Origin of the sequence: Vibrio antiquarius, from assembly GCF_000024825.1 — a bacterium.
GTDB lineage: Bacteria > Pseudomonadota > Gammaproteobacteria > Enterobacterales > Vibrionaceae > Vibrio > Vibrio diabolicus.
In genome coordinates this window covers 1,650,511-1,670,287 of record NC_013457.1, presented here as the reverse complement: position 1 = coordinate 1,670,287, position 19,777 = coordinate 1,650,511, and the positions used below count along the sequence as shown (strand labels likewise).

Sequence of the window (19,777 nt, the reverse complement as noted above, 5' to 3'; positions counted from 1 at the left end):
GAGGTAATGTCCTACTCTGCCGATGCTAGCGCGTCACATTTTGATGCGCAGATAAAATCGTTCTTATGCAGACCTTTGATCGAGTGACTCCACCAAGTTACGGTGACCTTACCCCACTCCAACAAAATAGAAGGATGGTGGAACTCATCTTCTGCCAGTTCCGCGATTTTGTTACTGAAAGCCCATGCTTGTTTGAAGTTCTTAAATTTATACACCTTTTCTAGTTGAGGTATGTCTTCTCTTTCAATGATCTGCCAATCAGACAATTGCAGCAGCAGAGATTGTTGTTCTTCTTTGCTTAGTGCAATGGCATCGATACTACAAGCTTCGCATTTTTGTTCATTCAACATGAGCAGGTTCCTTTGGTTCAAAAAGTGGAGGAAGCAGTCCAGCTTCAATCGCTAGATCAGCTTGTTTCAATAAATTTAACTGACTGATTTTAAAGAGCTGAGAAAAGTCATCAATCACGTAGTACTTCGGTTGCATGATGTCGATACGATAAGGCGTTCTCAGCACAGTTTGTAATTCAAATGGGTCGCGAATTGCTACATCACTCTCTAATGCGTAGAGGGTTTCGCCAGGAGATGAGAGAATACCACCACCGTAAATTTTGGTTTTGTCCCCTTCTTTCACCAAGCCAAACTCTACGGTAAACCAGTAGAGACGAGCGAGATAGGCTCTTTGTTTTGGTGTAGCGGCTTGCCCTAGTTGACCATAATGCTCGGTAAATGCAGCAAAATCTGGGTTGGTTAACATCGCGCAATGACCAAATATTTCATGGAAGAAATCCGGCTCTTGCAAGTAATCGAACTCTTCTCTGGTACGCAAGAATGTGGCGACGGGAAAGCGCTTATTACCGAGCAGATTAAAAAAACGGTCGAAGTCAATAAGCGCAGGAACGGGCTCCACTTGCCAACCTGTTGTCTCCATCAAGACACGATTAATTTCTGGCAATTGAGGAACGCGGTCTTGAGGTAAATCAAGCAGCGTTAAACCGTGTAAATAAGCCTTACAAGCTCTGTTTTGGATCACACCCATTTGTCGTGTTACCAAATCTCGCCAAATGGCGTCTTCTTCACGGCTCCATTCAACCCTGCCTTCCTGGTTTACGGGTTTAGAACGATACTGAGTCATGGCACATCTCCATTAACAAATCCTTTACATTAAGCCTATCTTCAGTCTTGAGAGCTTCCAATCCCCACACGATTTTCTCAGTATCAATCCGATGTAACATATTGTTTACAACACGTCGTAACTGCATGATTTTTATGACACGATATAATATCTAGCTTGTTTGACTTTATCGTGTATTCCTCTCAAACTAAAATCTGTTACCACTTTGTTATAGAGGGACCTATGCGCGAGAGCAGCAAAGTATGGCAACCGAGCGAAAGTCGTATCGAAGAAGCCAACATCACACAGTTTATTGAACACATTAATCGACAAGGAAATACCATTGAAAACTTCGCCGATCTGCATCAATGGTCGCTCGATCATGTGGAAAAATTTTGGCAAGAAGTCTGGTTATTCTGCGACGTCATTGGTACTCAAGGAGAGACTGTAAAGGAGCAAGCAGAAAGTCGCTGGCAGCAACCCGTCGAAAATAGAGACATGAAATGGTTCCCAAACGCGCAGATTAACTACGCCGAAAACTTGCTAACCTACGCGTGTCACCAACCCGATGATCTCGCGATTTGGTTTGAAAATGAACGTGAAGAAAAGCAAACCTACACATGGAAAGAATTGTGTGAAGAAGTTTCGAGTGTCCAGCAATGGTTGAAAGAATGTGGAATCAAGCAAGGTGATGTCGTCGCTGGCTATTTGCCTCACTTACCTCAAACGGTGATAGCCATGTTAGCAACCACCAGTTTAGGGGCAACCTGGACTTCTACCTCACCTGATTTTGGCGTTGAAAGCGTTTTGGAGCGCTTTGGTCAAGTGAAACCTAAAATCCTGTTTACTTGTGATGGCTATACATTCAATGGCAAAACTTTCGATATGTCTGAGAAAAACCAGCATATTGCGGATCATCTTGATGGTCTTAAACAGGTTTGCCAAATTAGCTACCTGAAACCACACATTTTTGAATGCGACGTCTGCACTCAAGATTGGCAAAACGTCCTGAATCAATACACACCTGAAGCGCTGACTTTTACTCGTGTTAATTTTAACGATCCGCTATTTGTGCTCTATTCTTCAGGCACGACAGGCAAACCGAAATGCATCGTTCATTCCGTCGGCGGAACAGTGCTTAACCATTTGAAAGAGCATCAACTGCATTGCGACATCCAACCGAACGACAGAGTGTTTTATTACACGACCTGTGGCTGGATGATGTGGAACTGGCACGTTTCTTCACTCGCGAGCGGCGCATGTTTAGTAATTTTTGATGGTAGCCCTGTTTATCCCACTCATAACGTGCTTTGGGACCTCGCTGAACAAGCCGAAGTGACGCTGTTTGGAACTTCGGCGAAATACCTAGAGGCATTGGAAAAAGTTTCTTTTTCTCCGCCGAAAAGTGATGTATTTCCCGCTCTGAAAACCATTTGCTCAACGGGCTCAGTTCTGTATCCAGAGCAGTTTGATTATGTTTATCAGCACATTAAAGAAGATGTACACCTCGCATCGATCTCAGGCGGGACAGACATTTGTGGCTGCTTTGTGTTAGGCAACCCTATTTCTCCCGTTTATCGAGGAGAGTGCCAATCAGCGGGATTAGGGGTCGATGTCAGAGTCTTTAACCCACAAGGTAATAGCGTAATTGGAGAGCGCGGTGAGTTGGTTTGTGCCAATTCATTGCCCAACTTCCCCGCTGGCTTTTGGAACGACACCGGGGAAAGATACCATCGTGCTTATTGGGATAAGTTCGACAATATTTGGCACCACGGCGACGATGTTGAACAAACCAGCGTTGGTGGATACGTGTTTTATGGTCGAAGTGATACCACGTTGAATCCCGGTGGCGTAAGAATCGGCACGGCCGAAATCTATCAGCAAGTGAACAGTATAGACGGTATTCTAGATTCCATCGCAGTAGGAAAAGAAGTCGATCGCAACGAACAAATATGGCTATTTGTCCAATTAATGAAAGGGATAGAGCTCAACGACGAGATGATCGCCTCCATCAAAGCACAGCTAAAATCTGCATGTTCTCCAAGACATGTACCTAGTGCAATTTACGCAATAAGCGATATACCTAAGACCCGTTCGGGAAAATTGGTTGAGTTAGCCGTTAAGCAAGTCGTTAACAATCGGAGCGTAGAAAATTTAGGCGCAATAGCCAATCCTGAAGTGTTGGAGGAGATACGCAGGATAATCGCCCAAAAATAACCTCAGAACACTTGGTTGTTAGAGAACCACTTTGCGTACACCCGCGGCGACAGGTTGAAGAACAAGTGAGATTAACTTGGGTACATACCCTCAACCGATAAGAAAAAAGCGAGCTAGGTAGCTCGCTTTTATCATGTGGTGTTCTTTATTCAGTCTTAACGGCGACCAAGCCCCATTAATACCGACATCGTTTTACCATCAGATGTAATGTCAAAAACGTGTTGCGATTCCACCTCAGTAAAACCTGCATCTTTCAAAGCACGTTTAGACTTCGCAAGGGTAAAACCGTCTTGTTCAGATTCTGCAATCCAATCAAAATGAACAAAGTAACCGCCGTGGTTAAGTAAAGAATGCGAGATTTTTAATGACGCGTCTAAGTCTTCCACAAACGCTAAAACTGACGATGCAACTACTAGGTCAAACTGTCCACGAAACGCTGGATGCTGAGCGACCAAGCCGCGAGACAATGCATCTACGACAGGTTCTACATTGGCAAGCTCTTTTTTATCGAGTTCTTCAATCATGGCTTCCGATGCGTCTAATGCTACGATGTCTTTAACCATCGGTGACAATCGTTGACTTAACTGCCCTGTTCCGCATCCAAAATCTAGTACTTTAATGCCATCAAGCTGAGTTAGCTGTTGTAACTGCTCAAACACCGACTGCGCAAATTGCTCTGTTGCTGGATTTGATTCCCAGTTTTTTGCTAAGCCGTCCCAATCTTGTGCCATCGTGGCCTCCATGTTCACTTTTTGTAACCCACATAGATTACCGCAAAACCGTTAAAAGACCATAGACTTATCTGGCGGATTCGCGTTTTTTTCGATAATCTTTCACGGCTTTGGGAGCATATCTGCATAATACCCAAATTATTTGAATTCATTTATTGGTTGTGTCAAATCATGAACTTAACTCAAGTAGAAGCCTTCTGCACCATCGCTGAGTGTGGTTCTGTTTCTGAAGCAGCAAGGCAACTCGATTGTAATCGCACCAAACTCAGTATGTCGATTAAGGCTTTAGAGAAAGATCTCAACGTTGAGTTGTTTACCCGAACTGGCAACCAGCTCACTCTCTCTGAAGCTGGGAAAGCCATTTACAAAGATTGCGAACACCTACTTATCATCGCACAGCGGATAAGAAAAACCTGTGCTCAAATCTCAGAAGGTTTTAACGCGGAAGTTTGGGTAGCACGTGACGACTCCTTACCTGATGATCTCTGGCAGGAGCTTTCTCATACACTGAATAACCGCTTCCCTTCCACAACCTTCAACTTAATCTTGGCATCCAGTGGCGACTTAGCCAACTTAGTCAGTACCCACCAAGTGGATTTTGCCTTTGGTGTTGATTATGAGCGCGTCGACGATCCTCGTATCGTGTATAACCCGCTAGGCAAGATACGTATGATGTCAGTATGCAGTGCAGAACATCGCCTAAGTAAGATGCGCCGAGTCTCAGACGAAGATCTGCGCAGCCAGATGCAAGCGTTGATGGTGTACCTAAATGAGAAAGACAACCCTGAACTGCAGCCTTTCTCGACTCGATACATTGGCTTTTCGAGTTTTGACTACATGCTCAACACCATCTTAGAAGAAGACGCTTGGGGTGTACTGCCAGAACCATTAATCCGCCATTACCTTCGCCAGCAAAAGCTCGCAGTTATCAAGCATACATACGGATTGACACAAGAAGATTACTGTATGTTTTCACCTAACGGTCAAACTGAGCACCCAGCAATGACATGGTTAGCGGATAAATTGAGCGAGTATTTATTTGACTTCTAAACATTTTATCAGTGAGCGCCAATTTTATTGGCACCACAACCATGCAGCAAGTTATTGTTTTATAAGAACATAAACAAAAACGCAACTTTTTAGATTAGAACCTGCTCACTTAGTGGTTGCCTAAATTACCTTATGCGAGAAGAATAGTAAGGTATTAAAATTTAAAGGCATCTTTTATGTGTGACAGGACAAGCAAAAACGAAAACCGTATTCTAACCATTTCAGCCCTTTTAGCATCTGGGTTCGCTGCTGGTGGTATGGTACTTGGCTTGCTTGTAGGATCAATTGTCATCGTTTTTGACGGTGTTTACTCTTTGGTCAGCTTACTGTTAACTTTATTGTCACTGGCCGCTTCCTACTATATTAACAAGCCCTCAAAATCTGTATTCCCATTTGGAAAAGCGGTCTTAGAGCCAATCGTTATTGCGATAAAAGCGGCTGTTATTTTAGTGGTTGTAAGCTTTTCTCTTTACTCTGCAATTTCAGCATTGATGTCCGGAGGCCGTGAAGTCGATGCTTCTATTGCCACTCTCTTCGGCATCGTAAACGTCATCGGTTGTGGTTACGCTTGGTGGTTTATGGCGAAACGCAGCCGTCGCTTCTCATCAGGCTTGATTGAAGCAGAGAAAAAACAGTGGCAGATGGATACGCTATTAAGTGTAGCGGTGACGGTAGGATTTGTTGCTGCTTGGGTTGTATCACTAACGCCATTCGCTGAATATGCGGTTTATGCCGATCCTACGATGATGGTGCTAATGGGCTTCTACTTTCTGAAAGTTCCTTTTGATATGTTGGTTGGTGCACTACGTGAGCTACTAATGATGACACCAAGCAAAGAGCTATGTCAGGTCGTTGGCAATGATGTACTAGAGATAGAAAAAACATCTGACCACCAGCTGAAGTTAGCGGGTATCACTAAAGTGGGCCAAGAGCTTCGTATTAACATCGATTTGCACGTCGATGACGACACCATCGCATTAGATAAGTTGGAACAAACTCGTACTCAGTTAACGAAACGTCTGTCGAAGCACAGATTCAAACTGCAACTCCATTTAAACGTCGCAAACTGTTAGAACACGAAAGAAAAAGCTCCCGACCGAAGGAGCTTTTTTCTTTCTGTCATTTGAGCATACAGCGCAAAGATAAAACCAGATAATTTTGGTTTAACCTGCAGCTTCACGCTTCTCCTTGGTGACAACCCAGCAAAGCAAAGAGCCCACCGTAACCATCACAACCCCCTGCCAAAAACTCGGACTCAACGTCACACCAAGAATAATGGAAGAAAATAGCGCAGAGAAAATGGGCGTAAAGTAAGAAAGTGTCGCAAGAAAGACCATGTTTCCGCCAACAATCGCGATGTTCCACAAACCATAACCACCAGCCATCAACGCCGCAGAAGCAAAAAGGTAGCCCATTGCTTCCAATGAAAAAGTCATCTCTGGCTCATCAGCAAACGTATATTTCACCCATAACGAAACAGCAGTAGCAATGAAAAACAACGTAATCGCGTTATGTTTGGATTGCTGCCTCTGGGTTAAATTACAATAAAAAGCCCATATAACTGCTCCTGCGAAAGCCATAAAGTAAACCAAAGGGTTACTACTGACATTGGACATAATCTGAGTAACGGATAAGCCATTTTCACCACTCACCGTCCACGCGACTCCGATAAACGCCAGCGCAACCGCTGGATAAAGCAGCCAGTTTGTTTTTTTGTTACTGCCTAAAACCGCAAACAAAACGGTGAGTGCTGGCCAAAGGTAATTGACAATCGACACTTCAATAGCCTGCGCACGCGAGTTGGAATATCCCAGAGATAAAGCGAGAAATATTTCATAACAAACGAACATCGCGCCACCAAGCACGAGATACTTTGGAGAAAAGTACGATAACTTCGGAATGCCAACTACGATAAGAAGGAAAATAGAACTGAGAGAGTACAACATGGCCGCCCCGCCCACGGGACCTAAGCTCTCGGTAACCAACCTGGCAATGCCAAGTAAGCAACTCCAAGAGAGGATGGCAATACAACCATAAAGTGTGAAACGAAATTGCACTGATTTCATGTGACCTACCACTCACGAATGCCAAAGGAAACATCAGCTTAACTCAAAAATGATCAGGTTCAACGTACTGTTTTATAAAAATCAGTATAAAAATCACTCCATTACGCAGTTGGAGTCGATATGAAACATTTTCTGCCCTCGAGTGTTATGCTTACACCTTTTGTTGTGCGCTACTATGATGAAGAAGACGACGATAGCGAAATCGCCGAAACTGATTCGAGCACTCAGCATCTAAAAGAAACAGAGCAACAAACGGAAACCTCAGACTAAAGGAATTCTCAAATGAAAAAAGTCGCAGTTATCTTCAGTGGTTCAGGTGTTTACGATGGCACAGAACTGCATGAAGCCGTATTAGCACTCCATGCCATTGAAAAAGAAGGTGCATCATGGCATTGCTTTGCTCCTAACATCGATCAATTACACGTGATTAATCATCTAACTGGCGAAGAGATGGACGAAACACGAAATGTGTTGGTGGAATCTGCACGTCTTGCACGTGGCAATATTGATGATGTTGCAAGATTAAACCCAGAGGAGTTTGATGCCCTACTCTTACCTGGCGGTTTTGGTGCCGCTAAAAATCTCACTGACTTCGCAGTATCAGGAGCTGAGTGCTCGATTAATACACACGTAGCTCAAGCATGTCGCGCATTCGCTCATGCGAAAAAGCCAGCAGGTTATCTGTGTATTTCACCTGTCATTATTCCGATGATTTATGATCAAGGCGTGAAAGGCACCGTAGGCAACGATGAAGCGATCTCGATAGCATTTAATCAAATGGGCGGTGAGCACATCACTTGCTCTGTCGAGGATATCGTTTTTGATGAAACACACCTCGTTCTATCAACCCCAGCTTATATGTTGGCAGAGAATATCTCTCAAGCGGCATCAGGTATCGAAAAGTTAGTATCAAAGCTGATTGAAATTGCCTAATTATTGATAGATAACTTATAAACCTACCTCCCATCCCCATTGATAGTTAAGTTATTAATGGGGATTTTTTATACTTTAGTCTAATTTAGAGATATATCCTTATTAGATATCAATTTTTGCCAATCGATTGCGTCACTGGTTTCATATTTGTTCTACTTTATATCTGTGTTGCACCTATACGCTGTGCAACAAGATCACTGTCACAGTTTTTCTCTTGCAAATACCTCTAAATAGGTAAACTTGCTTCAGATCAACTTCAATCTGGAAACGAGTGTGCGACAGTAAATGGCAAATTAAGAAAGATTATTAAAAATAACGACGGAGCTATCCAATATGACAAGTGCATTTTTTATCCCTACGGTAAACCTAATGGGCGCTGGTTGTTTAAAAGACGCAGCAGACAGCATCCAATCTCAAGGCTTTAAAAAAGGTTTGATCGTTACGGATAAGATCCTTAACCAAATCGGTGTAGTCAAACAAGTTCAAGACCTTCTCACTGAACGCGACGTAGCAACCGTTGTGTACGATGGCACTCAACCAAACCCTACTATCACCAACGTTAATGATGGCTTAGCTTTACTAAAAGAAAACGAATGTGACTTCGTTATCTCACTCGGAGGCGGCTCACCGCACGATTGTGCAAAAGGTATCGCTTTAGTGGCGTCAAACGGCGGCAAGATCGGCGATTACGAAGGCGTTGACCAATCCGCAAAACCAATGCTGCCTCTCGTATCAATCAACACAACGGCTGGTACCGCTTCTGAAATGACGCGTTTCTGCATCATCACAGATGAAGAGCGCCACATTAAGATGGCGATTGTGGACAAGCACACAACACCATTGATGTCAGTGAATGATCCTGAGTTGATGCTTGCTAAACCTGCGTCTCTTACTGCCGCAACAGGTATGGATGCGCTAACACATGCGATTGAAGCTTACGTATCTATCGCTGCGACACCAATCACTGACGCGGTAGCAATCAAAGCAATTGAACTGATTCAAGCTCACCTTCGCACAGCAGTGAAAAACGGTGAAAACCTTGAAGCTCGCGAGCAAATGGCATACGCACAGTTCATGGCAGGTATGGCATTCAACAACGCATCTCTTGGTTACGTTCACGCAATGGCGCACCAACTAGGCGGCTTCTACGACCTGCCACACGGTGTATGTAACGCGATTCTTCTACCTCACGTACAACGTTACAATGCGCAAGTATGTCCAGAGCGTTTACGTGACGTTGCTAAAGCAATGGGTGTTGATGTTGAAGGTATGTCAGCAGAGCAAGGTGCTGCGGCGGCCATTGATGCTATCGTTGAGCTTGCTAAAGATGTCGGCATCCCATCAGGCATTAAAGAGCTTGGTGCGAAGCTAGAAGATATCCCAACCTTAGCGGACAACGCGCTAAAAGACGCTTGTGGTTTCACCAACCCGAAACAAGCAACGCACGAAGAGATCTCTAAGATCTTCGAAGAAGCGATGTAGGCTCGCTAAGTAAACAATTCTCTAGTCTTAATTCAATCCCCGATCTCGTATTGGGGATTTTTTATGTTCGCATACCCTGCCAAACGTCCTCTTTTAGTGTTAGTTTTTAAGTATCTTGGATTCATATTGGAAGGAACCATGAGAACTATCACTGCGACCCTACTCGCTTGCCTAGCTTTTTCTATTGATGCTGCGGAATATCGTGCCAATGAGGTTGCCAATGGGTTTCAAATCCCATGGGGAATTGAATTTCTCGATAAGCAACAAATGATCGTGAATGAAAAAAACGGCACCGTTTCATTACTTAATATTGCTTCGGGAAAACAGCAAACCCTCTTCAAAGTACCGAATGTGAACACCAGTGGGCAAGCTGGTTTATTAGATGTAGCTCTAGTGCCGAATACCGCCCCACAAAATCCACAACTTTTCTTTACTTACAGCAAACGTACCGATAAAGGAAATACTGTGGCCTTAGCGACCGCACAATTGAAAAACAATCAACTTGTGGATTGGAAAGACGTCTTTGTCGCCGACGCAATCACGGACACCAGCCGTCATTACGGCAGCCGTATTGCGTTTGTCGATGACAAGGTTTACTTCTCAATTGGGGACCGTGGCGAACGTAATAATGGGCAAGACACTCAAACCCATGCAGGCACTATTCTTCGCCTCAACCTTGATGGCTCGGTACCACAAGATAATCCATTCAAGACTTCTGAGGCTCGCCCTGAAATATGGAGTTACGGGCACCGTAACCCACAAGGCATGTTTTACGACAAAGCAACAAAACAGCTTTGGTCGATTGAACATGGCCCTCGTGGTGGTGATGAAATCAACCTGATTAGGAAAGGAGCAAACTACGGCTGGGCAAAGGTCTCTCAGGGTAAAGAGTATTGGGGACCGTTAGACGTTGGAGAAGCGAAAAGCTTACCGAATATGGAAGACCCAAAGTTGGTTTATATTCCGTCTATCGCGCCAAGCAATATGGTGGTGTATCGTGGTGATAAGTACCCAGAGTTGGATGGAAAAATCCTCGCCGGTGCCTTGAAGCTGGCGCACATCAACGTGGTTTCTATTGAGAATGGCAAGCTCACCGAATCAAAAAGATTGATGGAGAATCTTGGCGAGCGAGTCAGAGATATCACCATCAGTCCGGATGGCTATGTCTATTTTTCAACAGATACAGGCAAAATTTTCCGTCTTGAAGAGAAGTAATCAAACACCAACATTATTGAGACTATTTAATTTGTGACGTATCAGTGATTTATTTTCGTACAAGTAACACGTTTGAATCTAAAATTAACAATAACCTTTTGTTTTTAGAAAGATAGCTTGGTTTAAGTCGTACGAGGTCATCATGGTTCCTTTTCCATTAAAACTTGAAAGAGTCAAAGCCGTTATTTTCGACTTAGACAATACACTCGTCAGCTCCGATATGAACTTTAAAGATCTTCGTCAGCAACTAGGCTGTCCACAAAACGAAGATTTATTGAATTTTGTTGATAAGCTTGACCATCCACATCAGAGAGAGCATGCCCATAATGTCATCTTTGATCATGAAATTTCTGATGCTGAGCAGTCATCTCCGATGCTGGGTTGCCACGAGCTTTTGGCATACTTACATCAGCATAAAGTTAAAACAGCGATAGTAACGCGCAACTGTTTGATCGCTACGCAGCGTAAGTTAGAACATAACCGAATCAATGTTGAACATGTCCTCACTCGTGAATGCTATCCAGCAAAACCTGATCCTTTATCACTCCAAGTCCTAGCCAAAGAGTGGCGATTAATGCCAGATGAAGTACTTTATGTGGGCGATTTCCTTTATGACCTACAAGCCGCATACAACGCCCAAATGCCATCCTGCCTTGTTCACCACAATACGACTGCACAATTCCACGACTCCGCCTCTCTTGCTGTAAAAGAACTGACCGATTTACTCAAACATTTTCAGTCTTTTAAGCACATTCACGACTAACTAGGTACTTTCATAAACAAAAGGAGCACTCGCGTGCTCCTTTGACTTATTCCCGATTTATTTATGCGCCCCCAAGTTAGTGCTTGGGTGATGCGTCGCTTAGCCTTGTAGGTAAGCGTTAAGCATCCACATTAATTTTTCTTGCTCACGGATGTAGTCACCCATCAATGCCGCGGTACCTTCATCCCCTGCTTCACCCGCGTTTTGTAGAATCTCACGCTGTTTTAGAAGTAGAACGCTAAAGCCTTGAACCAGACCTTGTATACACTCCTCACCAGAAGTCGCGTTTTGATGTTCTTTAATTTCACTTGCTTCCAAGTAGTTGCTGAATGCGTGCGCTGGCGTATGACCCAAAGTTAGAATACGCTCTGCAAGCTCATCGATTTTTGTTTGCAGATCAGTGTAGATCTCTTCAAATTTTACGTGCAGTTCGAAGAATTGCGCACCTTTGATGTTCCAGTGGTAACCGCGTGAGTTCATGTACAACACTTGGTAATGCGCTAGTAGTTGGTTAAGCTGTTGAGCTAGTTGTGCTGATTGTTCGCTGTCTAGACCAATTAGGCTTACTTGTTTGTTCATAATCTTGCTCCTAGAAGGATGATACCAATCGTAGTAACAAACGATTCTCTTACTGGGATTGGTATAAAGTTTAAAAATTCTTTTGCAGTATTTGCTGCCGATGGAGTCATATTACGACTCCGGCTCGGTGAAGAAAATTTGGTTTTAGCTATGATTTAAATAGCCAAATCCAATGAGCAAGTAGACGAATACCGGCGTATCATCCAACAAAAAGCCCAGTATCTTATTGCAAGGTACTGGGCTTTTGCTTTTCTAGATAAAGTTTATGCGGTCTTGAAAGTTGCCATCTGTTGATTCAGCTCGGTAACTTGTTCTTTTACTTGCAATGACGTCTCTGATGCACGTTGGCTGTTATTCGAAACTTCGTCCACTGATTGTGTAATATCAGACATCAATCCAGTGATCGAATTGGTCGCATGCGATTGCTGCTCTGCCGCTGCCGCAAGTTCTGCCATTTGCTCATTCAAAGAACCGATTTGCTCAGTAGTAGCGAGCAAACGAGTGACCGCTTTTTCAATGTGCTCTGCGCCCTGCTCTGCAAGTGATTGGCTGTGTTCAATTTCCTCAACCACTGAATTAGTCGAACGTTGAATCGCATTGATGATGCCGTTGATTTCTGTCGTCGATTGAGTAGTGCGAGTCGCTAACATCCGTACTTCGTCCGCCACAACCGCAAAGCCTCTACCTTGATCACCTGCACGCGCTGCTTCTATCGCCGCATTCAATGCCAGTAAGTTAGTTTGCTCTGCCAAGCCTTCAATCACTTCCGTAACTCGGCCAATGGCTTCGCTCTCTTTGCTTAACTGCGTCACTTGCGCACTCGCGGTTTCAATGCTGCCATGCAAGCTTTCCATGGTGACTTTGTTTTGCTCTAAAGCATCGCGACCTTGTTCAATCTCGCCTTTTGAGTCAGAAAGTTTCTGCACCGATTGGTTGGCTTGATCTAGAGTGTTACGCGCGGCTAAAGCGATTTCATCCAATTGGCTTCCCATTTCAACAATGCTGGTCTGTTGCTGTTCAACATTCGATGAGGTGACTTGCGCCGATTCCAACAAAGCCCCCATACTGGTATCCACTTGGTGCGCTTTTTCACTCACCCCTGCCACGATGCTCGCTAACGATTGGTTCATGCGGTTAATCGAATCGGTAAGGTCTGCCAATTCATCTTTCCCAACAACAGTGAGCGGAGGCTGAGAAACGTCCCCTGAAGCGATCGTCTTGGCTCGCTCCGATAAGTTTTTCACTCGGCGACCAATGGTATTGCCCATGTATTTTGAAATCGCTATCGCGGCAAACAAAACCAATGCCGCAGCGATCAACATGGTGGTGAGTACGTTCTTGATCGACTGATTGATACCCTGCCCGCTTTGATCAGCACGACTTTGTTGAGCCAATACGATCGTCTCTAAGCTTTGGTCTAGTGCATCTGCTGCAGGCAACAGTTCGTTCGCCATCAGCAAGTTTGATTCGTTCCATTCTGGTGACTGACGTAATGCAATCACCTGCTCTGCTAAAGGAAAGTACAGTTGCTGCATTTCTTTAAACAGTGACCACAGTGATTGGTCGTTATCAGTCAGTCTGTCGAGTTTGCTGTCGATTTCCGCCACAGACTGATTGTGGTACTTAATCAAATCGTGGTATTTGTCTAGATGGTCTTGCTGCCCGTACAACAGGAAATCTCGCAAGGCGGACAGAGCATTGGCTAGCGAGGTATAGCTGTCGGCGTAGACTTTAAACAGACGCTTTCTGTCTCCACCAAATGGGTTTCCTGACTCTTCATTGATTAAGCTTTGAAGCTGATCAAGTGCCACTTCTGCAATGGGTGCCGCTTCGTTAATAAAGAGGTTGTGCGCGGGTAAGTTCTCATCACTGTGGCTAAGTTCAATCAGCTTGTTTAGAGAGACTTTTACCGCATCCCACTGGCTTTGAATTTCTTGAAAATCCTGTTCAGAGATCAAAGCCTGCAACGTCGGAAGCGACTCGTCTGTAGATGCCATGATATTGCGTACGTCCTCACTTAGACGTGCGCTCGCCTCTTCATCGCCACCTAGCAACATGTAGGCTCGAATAGAGGACAGCGACGCTTGAACGGACTGTTGGATACCGCGACTAGTGTCTACGGTCGGTAAATCGGATTTAAGTAGCGAAGAGGCGTATTGCTCTACGGTGGTGACGTTGCGATACGTGAATACCGCTGATGCCATAAAAAGTACGGCTAGCAGCACAAAACTGAGCTGCAACTTCCCTGATATCGTAAGGTTCATCCATAAACTCCTGACAACGATGAGCCTTAAATATAACGATGTTTACAAAAATGTTAAATGCTTGTATCAAAAACAACTTCAGAACAAGGCATTATTTGTGATTGATTACATTATTTAGGGATAGCAGCTAAATGAAAGGCGTCTCTAGTAACTATACCGGATATTAGCAAACACCAAAGTTGCAGGTGTTTCTCCAAATAAGCTGCCGTCCGTACCGTTAAAATGTTGAACTACAGTTAGCAGTTGCCAATTATCACTGAGTGAATAGCTGCTGGATAATCCAGCAAAGTAAGAGCCATCATCATAGTAACTAGCCGATAAGGTGACGCGGTTGAGCGCCGTTAAGTCGAAGCTAGCATCGGCATAAACAGTATGCTCCGTGAAGCTCAAGGTTTTCGCAGAGAGAGGGAGGTTTAGGTAAGTTAATGCGCTGCTCGCTGGCTTTGGTTCAGAAATAAACAACCAAGCACCTCTCACTATCCAGTTACGCACACCACCAAAACTGTAGTCTGATTCCAAACTAGCGACTGTCGTATCCTCAGTAGGCTGACCTTGATGCTTTGTATCAATAGGATCAAACCAGCTTAACTCGCCTCGAAACCCGGCTTGATAGATATCCGTCGCAAACCCTGCTCCAAGAACATAGTCTTGCCGAGATCGACCCGCAATGATTTGATAGTCCCAACCAGAAACGTTGGAGAAATATCGCAGTGACGTGCTGTTTTCTTTAGATTGCTTTGACGGAGAGAAAACGAGATCTAACCCATCGGCAAACCCAAGTTTTTTACTCACCATGACAGCGTCGGTGCCCGCCCGCTCTTCGTAATCAAAGTCGTAAATAGAATAGGCGTTGTAGATGTCGTTTGGGTTCCAAATGGTGTTCATTGACCAGTTGACCCGGAACCGCCCTAACCTTGCACCCCAATCTTGGTCACTCCAAGAGACGTAGAGTCGATCCAGTTGGGTATTGAGGATTACATTATCTTCTCGCCAGTTTTTGCTTAGATCAAAATACCCATTATCAAGCGCCACGAGTTCCGCATATTGAGGAATCTCAAGCGCATCGCCCCACAATGCTCTATTCCTGATACCAAGATTTATTCGCCATTCAGGAGAAAAGCGATATTCAACGTTAGTCCGGTTATGGAGTAGATGGTCAAGGGTATTATCCTGCTCGTCAGGCATACTATAGGTCGCCATGTATTTCACATAGCCATTGATATCCCATGCTTTTTCAGGCTCCAAACCCGGTATGCTGGCATTAGTTTTAATGCAAATTACCGCAGGACTTAACGCAAAAAAAAGCCGCAATAACTTGGATAGTAAGCTTACGCCTTCTACTCTACCACGCATGGCTCTTCTCTATGGTGTTATCAATGTTGGCAAAATCTCGTGCCAAACGCCCGTCCTCAAATACTATGATTCGATGTGCGCGCTTAATAACTCTAGGATCATGGGTAGAAAAGATAAATGTCGTGCCTTCTTTTTCACTGAGTTGTTCCATGATATCAAGCAGCTCGGCTGTACTTTTTGCATCTAAGTTGGCGGTAGGCTCATCTGCCATTACAAACCTTGGTTTTGGTGCCAATGCTCTTGCAACCGCAACTCTCTGTTGTTGGCCTCCAGACATTTTACTCGGACGTTTATGCATCTGCTGTGATAATCCAACCTGTTGCAATAGCGCGCTGGCGCGTTCACGACATTCCCTTTCTGTTTTCCCTTGCAATTGCATAACAAACTCGACGTTTTCAAGAGCTGTCAGTACGGGGAGCAGGCTATAATCTTGGAAGATAAAGCCAATGTTATCGCGCCGATAAGCGATCAACTCTTTTTCTGACATATCAGAGATTAAGCATCCATCAATTTCCACGCGTCCTGATGTAGGCGAATCAATCCCGCCCAACATGTTTAGTAGCGTCGTTTTCCCTGAACCAGAAGGTCCCATAATAGCGACAAACTCACCTTGCTTTATCTCCAAATCTACGCTCTGAACCGCATGTACCGGGAAGTCACTCTTTGGGTTGTACGTCTTGGATAAGCCTTCCAATTTAATCGTCATTACGTTTTCTCCGCCATGGCATCCGCAGGTCGATGCTTGAGAATTTGCCTTGCTGGATACAAAGCCGCAAATAAGCTCGCGACAAAAATAGCCACAATAATCAATTGATATTCATAAAACGACACTCTTGGATAAAGCAAGGTATCGACGCCATAAGCACCTAATCCATCCGCAAGTGCGCCAAGCGATAAGCCAGTAATACTCAGTATTTTCAACATGACTGCGCTTCCTAATAACCCTAGCGCGCAACCACTTAAACCAAGGAATAGCGTTTCCAAAATAATCAGTGTGCGAATTTTATGCTGCTGCATGCCAACCGCCATTAACACCCCAAACTCTCTCGTTCTTTCAAAAACTGACATCAGCATGATGTTGATGATTCCCAGAGTCATGGCAAGTACGAAAACGACCAACATAATTTGGTTAGAGATATCCATTGAGCTCATCATTGTTGCGAGTAAAGGCTGTATTTCTTGCCATTTTCTCACGACCAATTGTTCACGATTGGCTTGTGGCAATATTGATAACGTAAATGCCTCTGCACTTTCTAGCTGTTCAGTCTCGTTGGAGTTCAACAAAACACCAATTTCATGCGCACCCGACAAGCCTGCGATTGTTTCGAGATCGACTTTACGGACGTAGACATTACCGTCATCAAACGTGGTGGATGGCGTTTTAAAAATACCTCGAACGCGAAAAGCTGCGCCAGATACATCACCCTTGATGTCAGATAATGTTAAAACCACTTTCGATCCAACACGCAGCTTCAACCGATTTGCGGTTTTTTGCGAAACAAGAATGGGGTTTCTTCCCACTTCGTTTAACCATTCTCCGTCTATCACATGGCTTTTAAGCGGTGTGATACTTTGCTCTTGTTCAACATTGATGCCATTGATCCGAACGCCTCTCGTACTACGCGCAGAAGCAATCATGCCATCAGCAAGAAATCGCGCCGATACCGCTTTAACATCTTGATGTGCAGCCAAAGCGGCCGTTATCGTTTGATAATTCGTTATTGTGTCACTAAGGTCAGGATTATTAAGGTAGGATTTCTGATGCACTTGTAGATGACTGGTTTGCCACGCAATCGCGTTTTTGATCATGCTGTCGACCAAACCGTTCATGAATCCAATCATGGCAACAACGCCCATTAAGCCGAACACCATCGCTCCCAGCATAATGGAAGTTCTGAGCTTGTTCCGCCATAAATTACGCCACGCCAATTTAATCAACATGCGCGCCTCCTTTTAGCCCACTAGCAATGGGCAAGCGAAGAAGTCTAGCCATCGGATACATCAGACATAACGATAAAATAACGAGAACGACAAGAATTTGATCCATTAACAAATAAGGGTCTAGCGAAACGGGTACGATTGGTTCAAAGCCACTCTCCAGCATCACTTGTGCAGCATCGCCAGTAATCTCAATCGGATTGATATAGAAATACGCAAGCACAGGCGCGCTGATCAAGACACCGAGCACAAGACCAATAACGGAGATAAACATCGATTCAATGGCGACGAGCCCCATAAGCTTGCTGCGCAACATACCCGTCGCGAGCATCACCGCAAATTCACGCTGGCGCTCTAACGTCATCATCAAAATCGTGGCAAACAGGCCAAAACCAACAATGCCGTACAAGATATAGATCAAAAAGATCCCACCCGCTTTGTCCAAGGCTATCTGTTGAGAAAGTTCTGGCGACAGCTCCTGCCAGCTTTTTACTGCGACGCCATTCCCATACTGGCGCTTTAGTTGTTTAACAATGTCAGGCAACACGCGTAAACTTTGAGTGTTAAGGACCCATGCAGTGACTTGGTTATCAAGCGAATACAACGCTTGTGCGGTATCAAGAGGCATGTAGACCAACTGAGAATCTAACTGCTGCAAAGGAAAGTGCAAAATACCGGACACCTGATACAGTCCAGCCGCCGTTTGACCACGATAACCCGAACCATACAACACCAGTTCATCACCAACGTTCAAATGAAGGTAGTTTGCCAAACCCTCACCAACAAGCACCGAGTTTTGTCCAGATGCAATAAAGCGCCCTTGTACGATTTTGTCACTAATGCTGGAGTAGCTATCTTCAGCGTCAGGCTCAACGCCGAGCACCATCACGCCTTTGGATCGTTCGTCTTTGGCGGCAAGCGCAAATGACTCAATTCTCGGCAGAACGATGTCGATATCAGGATTATTTTTGGCAGATGCAATGAACGTAGGCGTTTGTGGAAGGACATCATCAATGCTAGAGGAGTCCCCAAAATCGGGATGTTGTAGCTGAATTAATCCCGTATAGAACTTCGCAGCGTTTTTAATATTTGAGGAGTAACTTCCTTCTTGGAACGCTCGAGTCAGTAAGGAGAGAAACAGAACAAGAGCTAACGCAGAAGCGGTTAACAATGTCCGCCGTTTTTGCCGCCATAGATTTCGCCATGCGAGCTTGATGAGCATCCGATTCTCACCTCTTATCTAAAACCAAAATCCACCCTAATCTCGCAGAGCCTTCATTTGCTGCTGGGAGAAAAAGTCATCATCGATATCAAAATCAAATTGCGCTTCGTGCGTAATCAAAACCGTTTTATTTCCTGGTTTATCTATCGGTTGCATCTCCATGCGAGTCGCAACGTCTCGCCCACCCAACGTTTTCACATCGTAAGTCGTCAAAACATTTACCAGTTCATCAAATTCATCGTAAAACTCGACTTTGCGCTGTAAAAAGCTCGTTTGAGAGATCCACAGTCTGACTTTGCTCCAAACCACTGGGGCGTCAGGCTTGGCAAGTGCATCAACTACCCAAACTTTGTCACCATCAAAGGTTTCACTTTGAAGCAGTTGATGTTGATAATCGACAACAATAGAAGATTGGTTAATTAAATCATCATTCGTGAAGTCTGATCCCATCCAAGACTGACTGAGCATGGATGGCGCAATTTTAATCACTCGCTCGATACTCGGCACCCAATTCCACATTTCTCTATGACGTTTTAACGAGGCGCTACCTTTATCTTTCGCCGGAGCAGTCACCAAGACCAAAGATAATTCCGTACCTTTCGTCCAACTCTTCATGGTCATTGAACGTGACCAGTCAGGGCGAACAATTTTCATGGTGGCTTCGCTATAACTGGATTTTCCGCGCATCGCTTGATCAGACTTTTGGACTATATCGAAAGCGCTCTCAGCGTAAGAAAAAGAAGAGAGAAGTACACAAGCGAGAACACAAAACGTTTTATACATACCTTCCCTTTGTACCGACACGACCTAGAATTTGAATCGAAACGGGTATAATAATTTTAAATTCAATT

General features: G+C 44.5%; 19 protein-coding genes. 8 read left to right on the top strand and 11 right to left on the bottom strand.

The genetic code is table 11. The features are described from left to right. Positions 1-11: 11 nt before the first annotated feature. Together VEA_RS22350 and phhA are read right to left on the bottom strand one after the other, a co-directional pair. The gene (locus tag VEA_RS22350) at positions 12-350 is read right to left on the bottom strand and encodes a 4a-hydroxytetrahydrobiopterin dehydratase (protein ID WP_005375563.1); all 339 of its coding nucleotides are present in this window, start codon (positions 348-350) and stop codon (positions 12-14) included. Continuing rightward, on the bottom strand, positions 340-1,134 hold the full coding sequence (phhA, locus tag VEA_RS22345) for a phenylalanine 4-monooxygenase (RefSeq protein WP_005391119.1): 795 nt from the start codon (positions 1,132-1,134) through the stop codon (positions 340-342). The genes VEA_RS22350 and phhA overlap by 11 nt, the downstream gene beginning before the upstream one ends. A 222-nt stretch (positions 1,135-1,356) precedes the next feature. Here phhA and VEA_RS22340 point away from each other — a divergent pair, with 222 nt between their 5' ends. Further along, a complete protein-coding gene (locus tag VEA_RS22340; RefSeq protein WP_012842471.1) occupies positions 1,357-3,330 on the top strand; it encodes an acetoacetate--CoA ligase in 1,974 nt (657 codons plus the stop codon). A 155-nt stretch (positions 3,331-3,485) separates the two neighbouring features. On the opposite strand, the gene VEA_RS22335 is transcribed toward VEA_RS22340, so the two are convergent. Further along, complete coding sequence (locus VEA_RS22335; protein ID WP_006742039.1) at positions 3,486-4,061, bottom strand: class I SAM-dependent DNA methyltransferase; 576 nt, start codon at positions 4,059-4,061, stop codon at positions 3,486-3,488. Between the two features lie 171 nt (positions 4,062-4,232). Here VEA_RS22335 and VEA_RS22330 point away from each other — a divergent pair, with 171 nt between their 5' ends. Both VEA_RS22330 and VEA_RS22325 read left to right on the top strand, forming a co-directional pair. After that, positions 4,233-5,111 carry a LysR family transcriptional regulator gene (locus tag VEA_RS22330; protein ID WP_006742040.1) on the top strand — a complete coding sequence of 293 codons (879 nt, stop codon included), beginning with the start codon at positions 4,233-4,235 and terminating at the stop codon, positions 5,109-5,111. A gap of 176 nt (positions 5,112-5,287) precedes the next feature. Beyond that, positions 5,288-6,184 (top strand): cation diffusion facilitator family transporter, encoded by an 897-nt coding sequence (locus VEA_RS22325; protein ID WP_006742041.1) that lies wholly within the window; start codon positions 5,288-5,290, stop codon positions 6,182-6,184. A 90-nt stretch (positions 6,185-6,274) separates the two neighbouring features. Here VEA_RS22325 and yddG read toward each other — a convergent pair whose 3' ends face one another. Further along, positions 6,275-7,177, bottom strand: a complete 903-nt coding sequence (gene yddG / locus VEA_RS22320) for an aromatic amino acid DMT transporter YddG (RefSeq protein ID WP_006742042.1) — start codon at positions 7,175-7,177, stop codon at positions 6,275-6,277. A gap of 120 nt (positions 7,178-7,297) precedes the next feature. Between yddG and VEA_RS24120 the strand changes: the two genes are divergently transcribed. The 5 genes from VEA_RS24120 to VEA_RS22300 all read left to right on the top strand — a co-directional run bounded on the left by VEA_RS24120 (position 7,298) and on the right by VEA_RS22300 (position 11,570). After that, on the top strand, positions 7,298-7,447 hold the full coding sequence (locus tag VEA_RS24120) for a hypothetical protein (protein WP_006742043.1): 150 nt from the start codon (positions 7,298-7,300) through the stop codon (positions 7,445-7,447). Positions 7,448-7,459: 12 nt separating this feature from the next. Then, on the top strand, positions 7,460-8,110 hold the full coding sequence (elbB, locus tag VEA_RS22315; protein WP_006742044.1) for an isoprenoid biosynthesis glyoxalase ElbB: 651 nt from the start codon (positions 7,460-7,462) through the stop codon (positions 8,108-8,110). Between the two features lie 333 nt (positions 8,111-8,443). Next, on the top strand, positions 8,444-9,592 hold the full coding sequence (gene yiaY, locus VEA_RS22310) for an L-threonine dehydrogenase (RefSeq protein WP_005391135.1): 1,149 nt from the start codon (positions 8,444-8,446) through the stop codon (positions 9,590-9,592). A gap of 138 nt (positions 9,593-9,730) precedes the next feature. Beyond that, positions 9,731-10,807 (top strand): PQQ-dependent sugar dehydrogenase, encoded by a 1,077-nt coding sequence (locus VEA_RS22305; protein WP_012842470.1) that lies wholly within the window; start codon positions 9,731-9,733, stop codon positions 10,805-10,807. Positions 10,808-10,949: 142 nt separating this feature from the next. Further along, positions 10,950-11,570, top strand: coding sequence for an HAD family hydrolase (locus VEA_RS22300; RefSeq protein WP_006742046.1), 621 nt, complete (start codon positions 10,950-10,952; stop codon positions 11,568-11,570). Positions 11,571-11,669: 99 nt separating this feature from the next. Here VEA_RS22300 and VEA_RS22295 read toward each other — a convergent pair whose 3' ends face one another. The 7 genes from VEA_RS22295 to VEA_RS22265 all read right to left on the bottom strand — a co-directional run bounded on the left by VEA_RS22295 (position 11,670) and on the right by VEA_RS22265 (position 19,709). Next, positions 11,670-12,149 carry a Dps family protein gene (locus tag VEA_RS22295; protein WP_006742047.1) on the bottom strand — a complete coding sequence of 160 codons (480 nt, stop codon included), beginning with the start codon at positions 12,147-12,149 and terminating at the stop codon, positions 11,670-11,672. 263 nt (positions 12,150-12,412) lie between these two features. Continuing rightward, on the bottom strand, positions 12,413-14,413 hold the full coding sequence (locus VEA_RS22290) for a HAMP domain-containing methyl-accepting chemotaxis protein (protein ID WP_006742048.1): 2,001 nt from the start codon (positions 14,411-14,413) through the stop codon (positions 12,413-12,415). A gap of 144 nt (positions 14,414-14,557) precedes the next feature. Beyond that, positions 14,558-15,766, bottom strand: coding sequence for a hypothetical protein (locus VEA_RS22285; protein ID WP_006742049.1), 1,209 nt, complete (start codon positions 15,764-15,766; stop codon positions 14,558-14,560). Beyond that, a complete protein-coding gene (locus VEA_RS22280) occupies positions 15,756-16,472 on the bottom strand; it encodes an ABC transporter ATP-binding protein (protein WP_005391145.1) in 717 nt (238 codons plus the stop codon). The genes VEA_RS22285 and VEA_RS22280 overlap by 11 nt, the downstream gene beginning before the upstream one ends. Continuing rightward, positions 16,472-17,707 carry an ABC transporter permease gene (locus tag VEA_RS22275; RefSeq protein ID WP_006742050.1) on the bottom strand — a complete coding sequence of 412 codons (1,236 nt, stop codon included), beginning with the start codon at positions 17,705-17,707 and terminating at the stop codon, positions 16,472-16,474. The genes VEA_RS22280 and VEA_RS22275 overlap by 1 nt, the downstream gene beginning before the upstream one ends. Next, a complete protein-coding gene (locus VEA_RS22270) occupies positions 17,697-18,926 on the bottom strand; it encodes an ABC transporter permease (RefSeq protein WP_006742051.1) in 1,230 nt (409 codons plus the stop codon). Before VEA_RS22270 ends, VEA_RS22275 begins: the two co-directional genes overlap by 11 nt. A gap of 36 nt (positions 18,927-18,962) precedes the next feature. After that, positions 18,963-19,709 (bottom strand): outer membrane lipoprotein-sorting protein, encoded by a 747-nt coding sequence (locus VEA_RS22265; RefSeq protein ID WP_006742052.1) that lies wholly within the window; start codon positions 19,707-19,709, stop codon positions 18,963-18,965. Between the last annotated feature and the right edge of the window lie 68 nt (positions 19,710-19,777).

Bases quoted from the DNA above. Each gene is read 5' to 3' on its own strand.
- VEA_RS22350 (WP_005375563.1), bottom strand. From the start codon at position 350: ATGTTGAATGAACAAAAATGCGAAGCTTGTAGTATCGATGCCATTGCA.
- phhA (WP_005391119.1), bottom strand. From the start codon at position 1,134: ATGACTCAGTATCGTTCTAAACCCGTAAACCAGGAAGGCAGGGTTGAA.
- VEA_RS22340 (WP_012842471.1), top strand. From the start codon at position 1,357: ATGCGCGAGAGCAGCAAAGTATGGCAACCGAGCGAAAGTCGTATCGAA.
- VEA_RS22335 (WP_006742039.1), bottom strand. From the start codon at position 4,061: ATGGCACAAGATTGGGACGGCTTAGCAAAAAACTGGGAATCAAATCCA.
- VEA_RS22330 (WP_006742040.1), top strand. From the start codon at position 4,233: ATGAACTTAACTCAAGTAGAAGCCTTCTGCACCATCGCTGAGTGTGGT.
- VEA_RS22325 (WP_006742041.1), top strand. From the start codon at position 5,288: ATGTGTGACAGGACAAGCAAAAACGAAAACCGTATTCTAACCATTTCA.
- yddG (WP_006742042.1), bottom strand. From the start codon at position 7,177: ATGAAATCAGTGCAATTTCGTTTCACACTTTATGGTTGTATTGCCATC.
- VEA_RS24120 (WP_006742043.1), top strand. From the start codon at position 7,298: ATGAAACATTTTCTGCCCTCGAGTGTTATGCTTACACCTTTTGTTGTG.
- elbB (WP_006742044.1), top strand. From the start codon at position 7,460: ATGAAAAAAGTCGCAGTTATCTTCAGTGGTTCAGGTGTTTACGATGGC.
- yiaY (WP_005391135.1), top strand. From the start codon at position 8,444: ATGACAAGTGCATTTTTTATCCCTACGGTAAACCTAATGGGCGCTGGT.
- VEA_RS22305 (WP_012842470.1), top strand. From the start codon at position 9,731: ATGAGAACTATCACTGCGACCCTACTCGCTTGCCTAGCTTTTTCTATT.
- VEA_RS22300 (WP_006742046.1), top strand. From the start codon at position 10,950: ATGGTTCCTTTTCCATTAAAACTTGAAAGAGTCAAAGCCGTTATTTTC.
- VEA_RS22295 (WP_006742047.1), bottom strand. From the start codon at position 12,149: ATGAACAAACAAGTAAGCCTAATTGGTCTAGACAGCGAACAATCAGCA.
- VEA_RS22290 (WP_006742048.1), bottom strand. From the start codon at position 14,413: ATGAACCTTACGATATCAGGGAAGTTGCAGCTCAGTTTTGTGCTGCTA.
- VEA_RS22285 (WP_006742049.1), bottom strand. From the start codon at position 15,766: ATGCGTGGTAGAGTAGAAGGCGTAAGCTTACTATCCAAGTTATTGCGG.
- VEA_RS22280 (WP_005391145.1), bottom strand. From the start codon at position 16,472: ATGACGATTAAATTGGAAGGCTTATCCAAGACGTACAACCCAAAGAGT.
- VEA_RS22275 (WP_006742050.1), bottom strand. From the start codon at position 17,707: ATGTTGATTAAATTGGCGTGGCGTAATTTATGGCGGAACAAGCTCAGA.
- VEA_RS22270 (WP_006742051.1), bottom strand. From the start codon at position 18,926: ATGCTCATCAAGCTCGCATGGCGAAATCTATGGCGGCAAAAACGGCGG.
- VEA_RS22265 (WP_006742052.1), bottom strand. From the start codon at position 19,709: ATGTATAAAACGTTTTGTGTTCTCGCTTGTGTACTTCTCTCTTCTTTT.